The 14,946-nt window shown below is 37.5% G+C and carries 11 protein-coding genes and 1 tRNA gene; 7 read left to right on the top strand and 5 right to left on the bottom strand.

Annotation, left to right across the window (positions count from 1 at the left end; translation table 11 throughout):
- Positions 1 to 44: 44 nt before the first annotated feature.
- Positions 45 to 1,277: a transcription termination factor NusA gene (gene nusA / locus VZD24_RS02685; RefSeq protein WP_342686928.1), complete on the bottom strand. Its 1,233-nt coding sequence runs from the start codon at positions 1,275 to 1,277 to the stop codon at positions 45 to 47.
- Positions 1,278 to 1,287: 10 nt separating this feature from the next.
- Positions 1,288 to 1,752, bottom strand: coding sequence for a ribosome assembly cofactor RimP (gene rimP, locus VZD24_RS02690; RefSeq protein WP_279449915.1), 465 nt, complete (start codon positions 1,750 to 1,752; stop codon positions 1,288 to 1,290).
- A 149-nt stretch (positions 1,753 to 1,901) separates the two neighbouring features.
- On the opposite strand from rimP, the gene VZD24_RS02695 reads away from it, so the two are divergent.
- Complete coding sequence (locus VZD24_RS02695; RefSeq protein ID WP_342686927.1) at positions 1,902 to 2,723, top strand: universal stress protein; 822 nt, start codon at positions 1,902 to 1,904, stop codon at positions 2,721 to 2,723.
- Complete coding sequence (locus VZD24_RS02700; RefSeq protein ID WP_342686926.1) at positions 2,724 to 3,314, top strand: hypothetical protein; 591 nt, start codon at positions 2,724 to 2,726, stop codon at positions 3,312 to 3,314. It abuts the gene before it with no gap.
- Positions 3,315 to 3,445: 131 nt separating this feature from the next.
- Here VZD24_RS02700 and VZD24_RS02705 read toward each other — a convergent pair.
- Positions 3,446 to 3,518 (bottom strand) — tRNA-Gln (locus tag VZD24_RS02705).
- A gap of 237 nt (positions 3,519 to 3,755) precedes the next feature.
- Between VZD24_RS02705 and VZD24_RS02710 the strand changes: the two genes are divergently transcribed.
- Together VZD24_RS02710 and VZD24_RS02715 are read left to right on the top strand one after the other, a co-directional pair.
- Positions 3,756 to 7,079 (top strand): protein O-mannosyl-transferase family, encoded by a 3,324-nt coding sequence (locus VZD24_RS02710; RefSeq protein WP_342686925.1) that lies wholly within the window; start codon positions 3,756 to 3,758, stop codon positions 7,077 to 7,079.
- A gap of 27 nt (positions 7,080 to 7,106) precedes the next feature.
- Positions 7,107 to 7,745 (top strand): polysaccharide deacetylase family protein, encoded by a 639-nt coding sequence (locus VZD24_RS02715; protein ID WP_342686924.1) that lies wholly within the window; start codon positions 7,107 to 7,109, stop codon positions 7,743 to 7,745.
- A 16-nt stretch (positions 7,746 to 7,761) separates the two neighbouring features.
- Here the strand turns inward: VZD24_RS02715 and VZD24_RS02720 are convergent, their stop codons facing one another.
- A complete protein-coding gene (locus tag VZD24_RS02720) occupies positions 7,762 to 8,058 on the bottom strand; it encodes a thioredoxin family protein (RefSeq protein ID WP_279449910.1) in 297 nt (98 codons plus the stop codon).
- A gap of 149 nt (positions 8,059 to 8,207) precedes the next feature.
- Positions 8,208 to 9,428, bottom strand: coding sequence for a metallophosphoesterase (locus VZD24_RS02725; protein WP_342686923.1), 1,221 nt, complete (start codon positions 9,426 to 9,428; stop codon positions 8,208 to 8,210).
- 101 nt (positions 9,429 to 9,529) lie between these two features.
- Here VZD24_RS02725 and VZD24_RS02730 point away from each other — a divergent pair, with 101 nt between their 5' ends.
- The 3 genes from VZD24_RS02730 to VZD24_RS02740 are packed head-to-tail and all read left to right on the top strand — an operon-like array spanning position 9,530 to position 14,818.
- Complete coding sequence (locus tag VZD24_RS02730; protein WP_342686922.1) at positions 9,530 to 12,433, top strand: GH92 family glycosyl hydrolase; 2,904 nt, start codon at positions 9,530 to 9,532, stop codon at positions 12,431 to 12,433.
- A gap of 51 nt (positions 12,434 to 12,484) precedes the next feature.
- Positions 12,485 to 13,483 carry an isoaspartyl peptidase/L-asparaginase family protein gene (locus VZD24_RS02735; RefSeq protein ID WP_279449907.1) on the top strand — a complete coding sequence of 333 codons (999 nt, stop codon included), beginning with the start codon at positions 12,485 to 12,487 and terminating at the stop codon, positions 13,481 to 13,483.
- 18 nt (positions 13,484 to 13,501) lie between these two features.
- A complete protein-coding gene (locus VZD24_RS02740; RefSeq protein ID WP_279449906.1) occupies positions 13,502 to 14,818 on the top strand; it encodes a sugar MFS transporter in 1,317 nt (438 codons plus the stop codon).
- Positions 14,819 to 14,946 lie beyond the last annotated feature (128 nt).

Genomic DNA, 14,946 nt, shown 5'->3' on the forward strand with positions numbered 1-14,946 from the left:
TTTGTCTTTTTAAAAAATTTGTATAAAAGTAGTTAAAGTTTCAACTACTCTTCAAATTCTTCTTTTAATATATTTATTACATCGCGAATTGTTTCTTCTTCAAGATCGGTACGTTTTACCAAATCGTTGATGTCGTGTTCCAAGACGCTTTTTGCTGTATCCAGCCCAATTTTATGAAATTCTTGAATAATCCAACCTTCAATTTCGTCAGAGAATTCTGATAACTCTACATCTTCTTCGGCACCTTCGCGAAGCACATCTATTTCGTAACCTGTTAATTGTCCGGCAAGACGAATGTTGTGACCCCCGCGACCAATTGCTTTACTTACTTCTTCTGGGCGAAGAATAACTTCGGCACGTTTTTTTTCTTCATCAATTTTCACCGAGGTAACTTTTGCAGGGCTCAGCGCTCGGGTTATAAACAAGGTAAGGTTGCTGGTGTAGTTTATAACGTCTATATTTTCATTGCCCAATTCGCGTACTATTCCGTGAATTCTGGAACCTTTCATACCTACACAGGCTCCTACGGGATCTATACGATCATCGTATGAATCTACGGCAACTTTTGCTTTTTCTCCTGGGATACGTACTACTTTTTTAACCGTGATTAAACCGTCAAAAACTTCCGGGATTTCCTGCTCGAATAATTTTTCAAGGAAAATTGGCGCTGCGCGGCTCATAATGATTGCAGGCTTGTTTCCTTTTAAATCTACACTTTCAATTATTCCACGAACATTGTCTCCTTTACGAAAGAAATCTGAAGGAATTTGCTTTTCCTTTGGAAGAATAATTTCATTACCATCGTCGTCTAACAAAATAACGGCACGGTGGCGAATATGATGTACCTCTGCGGTGTAAATTTCACCTTCAAGATCTTTAAACTGCTTATATATTATGGTATTGTCGTGCTCGTGAATTTTTGAAATAAGGTTTTGGCGCAGTGCCAATATTGAACGACGGCCAAGATCTATTAATTTTACTTCTTCAGAAACATCTTCACCAATTTCAAAATCTGGCTCAATTTTTCGAGCTTCGCTTAATGAAATTTCCTCGTTTGGATCTTCCACTTCACCATCGGCTACAACTACACGGTTTCTCCATATTTCAAGATCGCCCTTATCTGGGTTTACAATAATATCAAAGTTATCATCGCTTCCGTATTTCTTTTTTAGCGCGTTTCTGAAAACGTCTTCAAGTATCGCCATAAGCGTTACTCTGTCTATTTGTTTGTCGTCTTTAAATTCCGAGAAAGAATCGATTAGTGCTAAGTTTTCCATATCAATTCAATTAAAATGTTATCATCACTTTTGCTTCCATAATATCTTTATAAGGCAATGTTGCCTCTTTTTGAACGGTAATTTTACCTTTTCCAACAGGTTTTGGTTCGCGTGCAGTCCAAGTAAGGGTACAGCTTTCTTCGTTGGCAGTGGTTAATTCGCCTTCAATTTTTTCGTCGTTTTTGGTTCTTATTTTTAGGGTTCTTCCTATATTTTTTTTGTATTGTCGGGGCATGGTTAGGGGCTCTGAAATACCGGCAGACATTACTTCTAAGGAAAAATCGTATTCTTCTCTATCTAAATTGTGCTCAATCTGGCGGCTAACCGCAATACAGTCTTCCACCGTTACACCACTATCGCCGTCAAGGATGACCCGTATTTGGTTGTCTTCAGAAATATTTAGGTCAATCAGAAACAGTGATTTGTTTTCGTCCAGTGCACTTTTAAGCAGTTGTGCTACTTTTTCCCGCATCATTTTTAGCTATAAAAAGAGGGGACTTTAGTCCCCTCAGATATTTTCGTATCAAATTCGGTGCAAATATACTATATTTTTTAATATTATAAAAACCAAGCGCAAAGGATTTATTTTGTAATTTAAGGGTTCTAATAATTAACCAACCTTCTATGAAACGTATCTTAGTACCGACAGATTTTTCCGAACAGGCGGAAAACGCATTAAAAGTGGCCATTACTTTGGCAAAAAAGCACAATAGCGAAATATATGTTCTTCACTCTATGGAAATGCCGCTTCATCTGGCAACTTCGAGCGATTCGGGCAATCTTCCGGAGTCACTTTTCTTTATTAAACTTGCGGAAAAACGATTTAGCGAACTCAGGCAAAAACCCTATTTGCAAGGTATTACGCTGTATGAAACCATAGGCCACGACGAGATTTACGAAGATATTGAAACAACTTGCGCCAAAAACAATATAGATTTAATTGTAATGGGCTCTACTGGTGCAAGCGGTTTTAAAGAAATGTTTGTGGGAAGCAATACCGAAAAGGTAGTTCGCACCTCCAAAATTCCTGTATTGGTTATAAAGAATAATCATCCCGATTTTAAGGTAAACGATTTTATTTTTGCTACAGATTTTTCTGAAGATGGACGGGGCGCGCTAGACAAAGCACAAAAATTTGCTAAAAAAGTGGGTGCCAGAATGCACCTGCTCTTTGTAAACACACCCGGTAACTTTCATACATCTGTTGAAGCCCAAAAAATAATGGAAAACTTTGTTCGCGGAATGGGGGTAGAAAATTACACGCTTAATATTTTTAACGATAGCTCAGTAGAAAAAGGCATCCTAAATTTTGCCAACCACATAAACGCACAACTTATAGGGATGGGCACTCATGGCCGCAAAGGTATATCGCATTTTTTTAACGGCAGCATTAGTGAAGATATGGTAAACCACGCCAATATGCCGGTTATAACTTTTAAAATTTAAATGAAACTACTACCCCTAGGATTTTGTTTAATTTTATTAGGTTGCAATCAAATACCTAAAGATAAAGAACCAAAATTGGTGGTAATACCAGAGAAATCTACTATTGCGGTTGAGGAAAAACCAAATATTCCCGAAAGCGCCCTGAAAGCAGATTTTATAGGGAATACCGATTCTGTTTATGCTTATATTAAAAATATTGACACCACTAAACAAATAACGTTAATTGGTTTTGAGAAATCAAAACTTCCTTCAATACCTATTCCTGAAAGTATAGGAGCAGAGATGAAACTATTAAAACTCACGAATTTTAAGAACGATGTGTTGCTTGTAAATGCTAAATTGAAGGATACCAATTTTAATGAATACTACGTCTTTGTTTATAAAGACTCCGTTTGGAAACAACCCGTTAATCGTTTTGCAATCCACAAAAGCAACATGTCAGACTCCTTAGTGCCAATAACCAATGACGCTAAAGACAGCACGCTATTGCTGCGCTATTATTCGGTTTTTAATATGGACAGAAAGAGCGAAAAAAAATTTACTTGGAAATTAGAGCATGAACGTATTCCTATTTTTAATGATGAAGATTAAGAAGCAAAATAACTTCTTTTGATTTTTGCAATGTAGCTATACTTTGCAACCTTAATTCACACTCGTTCGAACAACCGAATAAAAAAACCCTGTATAACTTCAATTTTACAAGTTATTACAGGGTTTAGAAGTTGGCCCACTAGGGCTCGAACCTAGACTCTTCTGGACCAAAACCAGACGTGTTGCCAGTTACACCATGGGCCAATTTACATAAATATAGACTTGCGTCCACCACGGCTAAAAATATTTTCTAGCTTAGGAGGTGCAAATTTAATACAAACTTTGTCTTGTACAAATATTTCATTAAAAATTTAAGTACATTTTTTTTGCAATTACCTCCATTATTGAAAATAACGTCACTTATTGCACGTTACCTCATTTACATATGTGGGGCTATCTATATTATTAGTAAATTCGTCCCATAAAAATTTTTTAGTGCTTATGGGTTCTTTCAATTTTACTAAATGGAACAAAATTACAGGTTGGCTCGTCTTTGCTATTGCCCTTACAACCTATTGGTTAACCGTTGAACCAACTGCTAGTTTTTGGGATGCCGGCGAATACATAACTACTGCCAGTAATTTGGAGGTCGGACACCCACCGGGAGCTCCTTTATATCAATTGCTGGGTGCTTTTTTCTCCATTTTTGCGGCAGATGCTTCGCAAATTGCACTTACCATAAATTTAATGTCCGTTTTTTCGAGTGCATTTACCATTCTTTTTATGTTTTGGTCGCTCACTATTTTACTGTCCAATTTAATTTCGAAACATCAAGACATAAACAAAACTTCGGCCATGGCAATTATTGGAAGTGCAGCCGTTGGAGCGCTGGCATTTACCTTTACTGATAGTTTTTGGTTTAACGCCGTAGAAGCAGAGGTTTATGCTAGTGCGGCTTTTTTAATGTCTGTTCTATTCTATACTGCCCTGCGTTGGGAACGCGAAATGTTTGAGCCACGTGGCAATCGATGGGTAATTCTTATCGCATTTATTATTGGCTTGTCATTCGGGGTTCACTTTATGGCGCTGCTTACTATTCCGGCAATCGGATTTTTATATTTCTTTAAACACTATAAAACAGTTACGGTTAAAAATTTTATCATAGCCAATATTGTCACTGTTGCAATTTTACTTTTTATCTTTAAATTGTTATTGCCAATGACGATGAAGTTTTTTAGCGCCTCAGAATTATTCTTCGTCAATAACATTGGACTGCCTTTTAACTCGGGAACTATTTTTGCCGCACTTCTCTTTATTGTCCTATTTATTTATGGACTTCGCTATACCCGAAATAAAGGATTTGTTCAGCTCAACACCCTTTTACTCTCCGTTCTCTTTATATTTATTGGGTTTTCAAGTTGGTTAATGCTACCTATTCGGGCAAATGCCGGAACGGTAATTAATGAAAATAATCCAAACAATGCGCGCGAACTCTTGGCGTATTACAACCGCGAGCAATACCCCGAAACACATTTGTTTTACGGACCTCTTTTTACTGAAACCTACGCTGGTTTAGATGAAGACAATCCGTATAAAGATGAAAAACCCAAATATGAAAAAGACGAAGCCACTGGCAAATATATTATTGTAAACAATTACAAAAATGCTGGCCAAAACACCGAAGATTCACAGAAAGCGTTCATGCCTCGTATGTGGAGTACAGAGCACACTGCCAATTATATGGAATTTACGGGCGGTTTAGACTTTTCGGTTAAAAGCGAATATTTAAATGAACCGCGATTGGTTGACGAAGTAAATAAGTTTAAACAAGCTTATAACCAAGGCCTCGTTGATAAAACTGATTACGATAAATTTTTAAAGAATTTCAATCAATTTCTCGATATACAAAAGCCCTCATTTTTCCAGAATATGAAATTTATGCTCGAATTTCAATTTGGATATATGTACTGGCGCTATTTTATGTGGAATTTTACCGGAAGACAAGACGATGTTCAAGGACGCTATACAGATTTACATGGCAATTGGCTAAGCGGCATTAAATTTATAGACGAACTGCGCCTAGGCAATCAAGATATGTTGCCGAGCGATATGAAAGAAAACAAAGCCCGAAATACCTACTATTTCCTACCGCTTATTTTGGGGGTAATTGGTTTGGTATTTCACTTTAAAAACGATCAAAAAAGTTTTTGGGTACTACTTGTGTTTTTTCTGTTCACAGGTTTAGCACTAAAAATTTATTTAAATGAACGCCCTTTTGAACCGCGAGAACGTGACTATGCGTTAGTTGGTAGTTTTTACGTTTTTGCAATGTGGATAGGCTATGGTGTTTATGCGCTTTTTGATTTGGCCAAAGAGTATTTAAAACCTAAAATTGCCTTACCCGTGGTGCTTTTAATTACCACCTTGGCGGCACCCGTTTTGCTCGCCACCCAAAACTGGGATGACCACGACAGAAGCAACCGTTATACCGCACAGTCTATGGGTAAAATGTACCTAGATTCCTGCGATAAAAACGCAATTCTTTTTACAATTGGAGACAACGACACTTTTGCGCTTTGGTATGCACAAAATGTGGAAGGATACAGGCAGGATGTGCGTATTATTAACACAAGCCTATTCCAAACAGATTGGTATATAGACGATATGAAGAAGAAAGCCTTTACTAGCGATCCAATTCCATCACAATTAACACACGAAAAATACCGATGGGGTACACGCGACTTCTTAATCTTTCAAAAAACCAATAAAGATACAATTGATATTAAAACGTGGATGAATTTTGTAGCCAACGATAGCCCGGCTACACAAATGGAACTTCCGAGTGGGCAGGTAGTAAACACCTTCCCTTCCAAGGTAATCCGCATACCGGTAGATAAAGAGGCTGTATTGAAAAATGGCATTGTAGATCCAAAAGATGCAGATCGTATAGTACCATATATAGATATTAACCTTAAAGGCGACATTATTTACAAAAATAGAATGATGATGCTAGATATAATTGCAAACAATAATTGGGAACGACCTATTTATTTTAGCGGTGGAAGTTTTGGAGATGACGATTATTTGTGGATGAAAGATTATCTGCAATTAGAAGGTGTGGTTTATAAATTGGTGCCAATAAAAACGCCATTAGACAAAAGAAGTCCTTTTGATATGGGCCGAATAGACGCCGATAAAATGTACAATATTGTTATGTCTTGGGATTGGGGCAATAGCGGCAGTCCGGATATTTATCACGATACCGAAACCCGTAGAAACGGAATAACCTACCGCAGTAATCTCGCACGTCTTGCCGAAGCGCTTATAAACGAAGGAAAATTAGAAAAAGCCGAAAAAGTGCTCGATTTAGCAATGGAGAAAATGCCGATAGATTATTTTGAATACTATTCGTTATTAGAGCCATTTGTAATTGGATATTACGAACTGAGCAAACCCGAAAAAGCGCGAAAAGTTTATCAAGATGTTTCTGAAAAATATCAGGAGAATCTGCTGTATTACAACAGCCTAAAATTCAATAAACAACGTGCTATTGCTGAAGATATTATAAGCGATATGGAGCGTTATCGCGGTTTGGTTCAGGTTGTCGTGGTATATGATAAAGAAGAATACGGCCGCGCAGAAGCCAAAGAGTTTAATGAGTATTTAAAACTGTTCCGCCACTTCTATTCGCCCGATGAAGCTATGGATTTAGATAAGGATCTTCAAAAAGATTCAACTATTGAAATTCCTATAGATTCAAGTCTTTTGGAAAAAATGCAGCAAGAACCTACCAATGAAATTTTAGAAGAAGCACCCTTAAATTAATTCTAATTGCAACTTAATTTTGTAAAAATGCCCAAATTAATTCAGTGGTTGTACCCTGAACGAATTTGGGCATTTTCGCATACAAAAAACAATATCTATCTTACTTTTGATGATGGCCCCATTCCAGAAATTACGCCTTGGGTCTTAGATACGCTAAAGAAATACAATGCAAAAGCCACATTTTTTTGCATAGGTGAAAACGTTCAAAAAAACCCTGAGATTTTTCAAAGGATAATTGCAGAAAAGCATTCGGTGGGCAACCATACATTTAATCATTTAAATGGCTGGAAAACAAAAACCTCAACGTATATTAAAAACGTTGAGGAAGCCAAAAAACAGATGGCTAATAATGTAAGTGCCAAGCATATTGAAAACCAAATTCAGATTTCAAAATTATTTAGGCCTCCTTACGGGAAAATAACTTTAAAACAGGCAAGCATACTTCAGAAAAAAGGATATAAAATTGTAATGTGGTCTATAATAAGCTATGATTACGACAAATTTGTTTCAGCAGAAAAATGCCTTCAAAATGTTTTAAAAAATATAAAACCGGGAAGTGTAATTGTGTTTCACGATAGTTTAAAAGCAGAAAAAAACCTTCGTTTTGTACTGCCGAAGGTTCTATCGTTTATTTCAGAAAAAGGCTGGAAGTGTTTACCGATATAGTATTTAAAATTTTCACTTAAACGTACTCATTCACAAGCCCAATTAACGTATTGGCATCTTGCTCGCCACTTTGCCGCCATTTCATTTCGCCATTTTTATAAATCATAAGGGTGGGAAGCCCTTTTACGCGCAAGGCATCGGCCAACTCTTTATTTTTTTCAACGTCTATTTTTATAACTCGTGCCTTATCGCCAAGTGCAGCCGCAACATCTCTTAAAATGGGGTGCATTTCTTTGCTAGGTTCGTCCCATTCTGCATAAAAATCTAACAGAACTGGGATTTTTGTTTCAATTAATTCTCCAAATTTTGACATTAGCCTAGTATGTTAGTTGAGTAAGTGTATTACAAATATAATAAAATTAGCGCCCAAAGTACCTAAGTGCTATAAAGTGCCCAAAGTTTTCAAAAATGTTCGTTTTACTTTAGTTTTAAAAATTAAGAACTCGTTCGTTTATTAGTCGTTTAAGCGTTTTTTCTTTTAAGCTGAATAACAGTTATTTCGGGCCAAATACCCACCCTTCCGGGATATCCTAAAAATCCAAAACCGCGATTTACATTTATATATCTCCCTAGCTCTTCATAAATTCCTGCCCAATTTTCATATCTGTATTTTATAGGGCTCCATTTTATAATCCCGGGAATTTCAATTCCAAATTGCATACCGTGGGTGTGCCCACTTAAAGTAAGTTGAAAGTTACGCCCATCCTCCTTTACCTGCGCCTGCCAATGCGATGGATCGTGACTCAATAAAATTTTAAAGTCTGTATCTGAGATTCCTGCAACTGCTTTGTCCAAATCTCCAGCTTGCTTAAATCCGTTAAGGCCCCAATTTTCTACGCCAACAACAGCTATCTTCTGTCCGTCCCTTTCAATATATCTATTTTCATTAAGCAATAAATTCCAGCCCATTTCCTTTTGAATCATTTTCAGTTTTTCAAGATTTTGGGCTTGTTCTTTAGCACTGTTCCACGTTACATAATCGCCGTAATCATGATTTCCCAAAACCGAAAAAACACCCTGCGGTGCCGATAAGGTAGAAAAAAGATTTTTCCACTCGTCCATTTCATCGGCAAGGTTATTTACTAAATCGCCGGTAAACAAAATTACATCGCTCTGCTGTTCGTTTATAAGATTTACAGCATATTCTACTTTGTGATGATTGTCAAAACTACCACTGTGAATGTCGCTAATTTGTGTGAGTGTAAACCCGTCAAAAGCTTCGGGAAGGTCATCAAATTCCAAAGCGTATTTTAAGACTTTATAATTATATTTTCCTTGAAACATGCCATAGAGCAACGATGCAAAAGGAATAGCCGCAATTCCCAGGGCAATAGTGCTTACAAATTTTCTTCGAGAACCCATAAATGGCGCATCACTACTACCTGCCACTTTCATAAAAATTCCAGTAAAAAACCTGACAATATCTTCCCCAAACATAAAAATAACCACGATTAATTTTGGAATAAAAACCGCGATAAAAACACCAAAAACATACATAGCATTTACATCCAATACCCTGCCAGCACCCAAAGTAGAAAGTTGATAAATAAGTGCCGCCAAAACAGCCAATGAAATAAAAACGTACAACCCGTACAACCACGGACTTTTCGTAATAGTTTTTACTGCCTGAAAGGCATAAATATCAACAAGAATGTAAAAGAGAATAAAAATGAACCAACGCATAGTATAAATAGAATTTTTAAAGATAGTATGTTTCAAAAAATTGAAACTACTGTTCACTTTATTTTAACGGTTTTAGTATCTTTTCCCAATATTTTTTTATAATGCGAAACATTTTCTCCCTGCTATTTTTTGTAAGTACTATTTTCTGTTTTTCACAGCAATCTTCTTCTGAAAAACTAATCTCCTTTGTAAATCCATTTATTGGTACGGGTGGGCACGGCCACACTTATCCGGGCGCTTCGATGCCTTACGGAATGATGCAACTGAGCCCCGATACGCGTTTAGAGGGCTGGGACGGATGCAGTGGCTATCATTATAGCGACCAATATATTTACGGATTTTCGCACACTCATTTAAGCGGTACTGGTGTTAGCGATTATGGCGATGTTTTGTTAATGCCTACAAACGCTATTAATTTCAACAATGGTGACGATCGGAAAAAGGGTTATCGCGCACATTTTTCACACGAAAACGAAACTGCCTCCCCAGGTTATTACAGCGTACTTTTAGATGAAACCAATATTGAAGTAAAGCTCACCGTTTCCGAAAGAAGCGGAATGCATCACTATTCCTTCCCGAAAAATTCAAAACAAATAGTAATTCTCGATTTAGATCATCGCGACAAAGTTTTAAGTTCTGAAGTAAAAGTGCTTTCAAATACGGAGATTTCGGGTCATCGGCATTCTGATGCTTGGGCTAAAGATCAACGGCTTTTTTATAACATTCAGTTTTCACGACCCTATAAAAATGTTACTTATTTAAACGCTAAAACCAAAGGCGAGAAAGTAATAGCTGCTTTTGAATTTGACCCTTCCAAAGGAAACGAGTTGGAAATAAAAATAGCAATTTCTGCAGTAGATGAAGCCGGAGCAAAAAAAAATCTCGAAGCTGAAATCGGCAATAAAACTTTTCAGCAAATAAAATCCGAAGCCGAAGCTGCTTGGGAAAACCAACTTGAGAAAATTGAAATCGACACCGAAAACAAAGATCAAAAAACCATTTTTTACACCGCGCTTTATCACACAATGCTAGCGCCAAATTTGTATCAAGATATGGACGGACGCTACCGCGGAATGGATTTAAAAATTCATCAATCCAACGATTTTACAAACTATACCGTTTTTTCACTTTGGGACACGTATCGTGCCACACATCCGCTATATACTATCATTGAGCAAGAGCGCACCAACCATTTTATCAATTCACTTTTAGCAAAGCACGACGAAGGCGGAATTCTTCCCATTTGGCCATTGGCAGCCAATTACACGGGTTGTATGATTGGTTACCACGCCGTGCCCGTCATTGTTGATGCGTATTTAAAAGGTATTCGCGGCTTTAACGCAGATAGCGCTTTCAATGCGATAACGCATAGCGCCATGCAAGATAAATTAGGCTTAAAAAGCTATAAAGAATTCGGATTTATACCGGTGGAAGAAGAAAGCGAATCTGTTTCAAAAACATTGGAATATGCCTACGACGATTGGACGATTGCGCAAATGGCAAAAGCGATGGGCAATATGGTAGAATACCAGATTTATTTGGAAAGAGCGCAGTATTATAAAAATGTTTTCGACCCCGAAACCAAGTTTATGCGCGGCCGTTTCCGCAATACGTGGTTTGCGCCATTTGACCCGTACGAAGTAAATTTCAACTACACCGAAGCCAATTCGTGGCAATACAGTTTCTACGTGCCGCAAGACATTTCGGGTTTGATAAATTTAATGGGAGGAAAAGCCGAATTTGAAAAACAGCTCGATAAACTTTTTACAGCAAAACAAGAAACTTCAGGTCGCCAACAGGCAGATATTACAGGGCTCATTGGTCAATACGCACACGGAAACGAGCCCAGCCACCATATGGCCTATCTCTACAATTTTGTAAATAAACCTGCAAAAACACAGGAAAAAGTACACCGGATTTTAAATGAATTGTACCAAAATACACCCGACGGAATCTCAGGAAACGAAGATTGTGGACAAATGAGCGCTTGGTACATTTTTAGTGCGATGGGTTTTTACCCTGTAACGCCCGCGAGCAACCAATATATTATTGGAACACCTTTGTTCGAAAAAGCAACAATTAATTTGGAAGATGGTAAAATTTTTAAAATTGAGGCTCAGAATATTTCAGACAAGAACAAATATATCGCTTCGGCAACTTTAAATGGAAACCCTTTAAACCAAAGTTTTATCAACCATTCTGAAATTGTAAAGGGTGGGAATTTAGTTTTTAAAATGACTGATAAGCCTTCAGATTGGGCCACAAAAGACAAGGAAATTCCGAAGATGGAAATCACTGAAAATTTAATTGTTCCGGCTCCATTTATTGCAAAAGGCGATGTAGCTTTTAAAAATGAAACCGAAATTTCGTTAGGAATTGCTCCGTCTGAATCCGAAATATTCTATAGTTTAGATGGCTCGGATTTTAAAATTTATATGAAACCGTTTATAATTTCGGAAGAAACTGAATTGAGAACCTACGCTTCCAACGGTTTTGAAAAACAAAGCGAAATTCTCTCAACACATTTTTACAAAATAGACCCAAACCTCAGCATAACTTTAGAAACCCAATACGCAAATCAATACAACGGCGGCGGGAAAAACGCACTTATTGATGGCATTCACGGGGCAAATGATTTTAGAACGGGAACTTGGCAAGGGTATCACGATTTAGATTTAAAAGCGACAGTTAATTTAGGTTCTAAAAAGAAAGTAAAATCTGTTAGCCTAAACTTTTTGAGAGACCAGCGCAGCTGGATATTTTTTCCTACCGAAGTTATCTGTCTGGTTTCAGAAAATGGCACAGACTTTACCCAATTGCCAATCCAAAAACTGAATGCCGCGCAACTTTCCGAAGAAGTAAAAACGAAAACTATTTTATTTGATGTAAATAAAAATGTTCAATTCATAAAAATTACGGCAAAAAACTTCGGCGATTTACCAAAAGAACATTTGGGTTTTGGCGGAAAAGCTTGGCTGTTTGTAGATGAAATAGAAGTGAAATAAATTAGACTCGAGACTAAAGGGAAACGATAATCAAAACTAAACTTAAATGTTATGAAACGCAGAAAATTCATTCAAAATGCTTCGCTTTCCACTTTGGGAATTGCAGTAGGCTCATCAGTTTTCGCTTCGGAAATAAAAACTGAAGTCTCGGAAGAAAAAAATCCTCAAAATAAAGCTTCGGGTTTTCCACTAGTAATAGCAACTTGGAACGTAAATAATAGCACTGCAGAAGCTTGGCGCGTTTTGCAAGAAGGAAATTCTTCGCTCGATGCGGTGGAAAAAGGATGTAGGATTGAAGAAGCCAATGCCGAAGGACAATCTGTTGGTATTGGCGGATTGCCCGATCGCGATGGAAATGTAACCTTGGACGCCTGTATTATGAACAAGAACGGCGATTATGGCGCTGTGGTTTATCTTCAAAATATTATGCATCCCATCTCCGTTGCCCGAAAAGTGATGGAAGACACCCCACATGTAATTTTGGCGGGAAAAGGAGCAGAACAATTTGCGTATGCTAAGGGATTTAAACCAGTAGATTTGCTCACCGACGCTTCAAAAAAAGCTTGGCAAGAATGGAAAAAAACTTCACAATACAAACCAATTATAAATATTGAAAACCACGACACCATCGGGATGCTCGCTATTGACAAAAACGGTGATATTTCAGGCGGGTGCACAACCAGTGGCCTGGCTTATAAAATGGCCGGTCGAGTGGGCGATTCGCCAATAATTGGTTCGGGCCTTTTTATCGATAATGAAATTGGAGGTGCAACCGCAACAGGTCTTGGCGAAGAAGTTTTAAAAACCGTAGGCAGTTTTCTAATTGTTGAATTGATGCGCCAAGGCAAAACGCCACAGCAAGCTTGCGAAGAAGCAATTGGAAGAATAATAAAAAAGAACCCCAATTACAATGACTTTCAAGTGGGATATATTGCAGTGAATAAAAAGGGCGAAACGGGATATTTTGCAATTCACGATGGATTTTGGGTAACGAAATATCAAAACGATAAAAACGAAAACTTTTCCTCGAATTTTTACGATAAGAAGTAATTTTAACAACAAGCAATCATGACCGAAAAAAAATCTTTCCGCTCCGCATTTATCACTGTAACCATCCTCTTTTTTCTTTGGGGCTTTATCACCGTTTTGGTTGATAGCCTAGTACCGCGATTAAAAGATGTTTTTGAGCTGAGTTATTTTCAGGCAGGACTCGTTCAGTTCGCTTTCTTTTTAGCGTATTTGGTAATTTCCGTCCCTGCAGGAGCTTTGCTTTCGCGAATTGGATATCAAAAAGGAATAATTGTGGGTTTGGTTACTATGGCAGTTGGTTGTTTGCTTTTTTATCCCGCAGCTGCCGACAGGCAATTCTGGTTATTTATGGTTGCTTATTTTACGTTGGCTGGCGGAATTACAATTCTGCAAGTTGCTGCAAATCCGTATGTTTCGGTGTTGGGAAGTGAAGATGGCGCTTCCAGCCGTTTAAATTTATCGCAAGCATTCAACTCTTTAGGAACTGCCATTGCTCCCTTAATTGGCGCTTCATTTTTATTGAGCGATACTATAAAATCTTCGGAAGAAATTTTGGTTCTATCAGATACAGAAAAAAGCTCTTATTACATTTCTGAAGCTTCGGCCGTACAAGTGCCGTTTCTGTATATAGCTGCATTTATTGGCTTATTGGCGCTTCTATTTGTGTTTATAAAGTTACCAACTATTTTGGAAAAAAGTCCCGTGGGCGGCTATGGAAAACTGTTAAAAAACAAAATCGTGATGCTCGGGGCTTTGGGTATTTTTCTGTACGTAGGCGCCGAAGTTGCTATTGGCAGTTATTTGGTAAACTATTTTATGAGCATGAATATTTCTGAAATAATCCTGCAAAACGAAACAATGAAATACCTAGCCGAAAGCCTTTTAAACACCGATTTAAATGCCATAGATCCCAAAGCCATTGTGGGAGCCTTCGTTGTATTTTATTGGAGCGGGGCTATGGTAGGTAGGTTTATTGGCGCCTATTTAACTAAAATAATTGCACCGACCAAAGTGCTATCAATTTTTGCGTTTCTGGCGGTATTAATGTTGTTTGTTTCTATGAATACATCGGGCTTACTAGCTATGTGGTCCATTCTTGCAGTAGGACTTTTTAATTCTATAATGTTTCCAACTATTTTTGCCTTAACAATTGACGGATTGGGCGATTTAAAACCACAGGCTTCAGGATTGCTGTGTATGGCAATTGTTGGGGGCGCTGTAATTCCACCCGCTTATGGCTTTCTTACCGATAATATAGGATTTAAACTGGCCTTGCTCTTAGTAATTGCTTGCTACGGTTATATTCTATTATTTGGAATTTTAAAAGGACGAAGTTTAATTTTGAAAAAAATCTAGCACATAAGATTCCATATTAAGCATAAAGCACAGTTGAGACCAAGATTGAGAATTAATGTTCTCGTATTCCCTACTGTGCTTTTGCTAATATAAAATCTAACTTTTTAAACAACCCTAATTTTTTAAAT

This window comes from Aequorivita flava (assembly GCF_038742595.1).
GTDB lineage: Bacteria > Bacteroidota > Bacteroidia > Flavobacteriales > Flavobacteriaceae > Aequorivita > Aequorivita marisscotiae.

Coding starts and splice junctions, on each gene's coding strand:
- VZD24_RS02720 (WP_279449910.1), bottom strand. CDS start 8,058: ATGTCAAAATTTGGAGAATTAATTGAAACAAAAATCCCAGTTCTGTTA.
- VZD24_RS02725 (WP_342686923.1), bottom strand. CDS start 9,428: ATGCGTTGGTTCATTTTTATTCTCTTTTACATTCTTGTTGATATTTAT.
- VZD24_RS02700 (WP_342686926.1), top strand. CDS start 2,724: ATGAAACTACTACCCCTAGGATTTTGTTTAATTTTATTAGGTTGCAAT.
- VZD24_RS02715 (WP_342686924.1), top strand. CDS start 7,107: ATGCCCAAATTAATTCAGTGGTTGTACCCTGAACGAATTTGGGCATTT.
- nusA (WP_342686928.1), bottom strand. CDS start 1,277: ATGGAAAACTTAGCACTAATCGATTCTTTCTCGGAATTTAAAGACGAC.
- VZD24_RS02740 (WP_279449906.1), top strand. CDS start 13,502: ATGACCGAAAAAAAATCTTTCCGCTCCGCATTTATCACTGTAACCATC.
- VZD24_RS02695 (WP_342686927.1), top strand. CDS start 1,902: ATGAAACGTATCTTAGTACCGACAGATTTTTCCGAACAGGCGGAAAAC.
- rimP (WP_279449915.1), bottom strand. CDS start 1,752: ATGATGCGGGAAAAAGTAGCACAACTGCTTAAAAGTGCACTGGACGAA.
- VZD24_RS02710 (WP_342686925.1), top strand. CDS start 3,756: ATGGGTTCTTTCAATTTTACTAAATGGAACAAAATTACAGGTTGGCTC.
- VZD24_RS02730 (WP_342686922.1), top strand. CDS start 9,530: ATGCGAAACATTTTCTCCCTGCTATTTTTTGTAAGTACTATTTTCTGT.
- VZD24_RS02735 (WP_279449907.1), top strand. CDS start 12,485: ATGAAACGCAGAAAATTCATTCAAAATGCTTCGCTTTCCACTTTGGGA.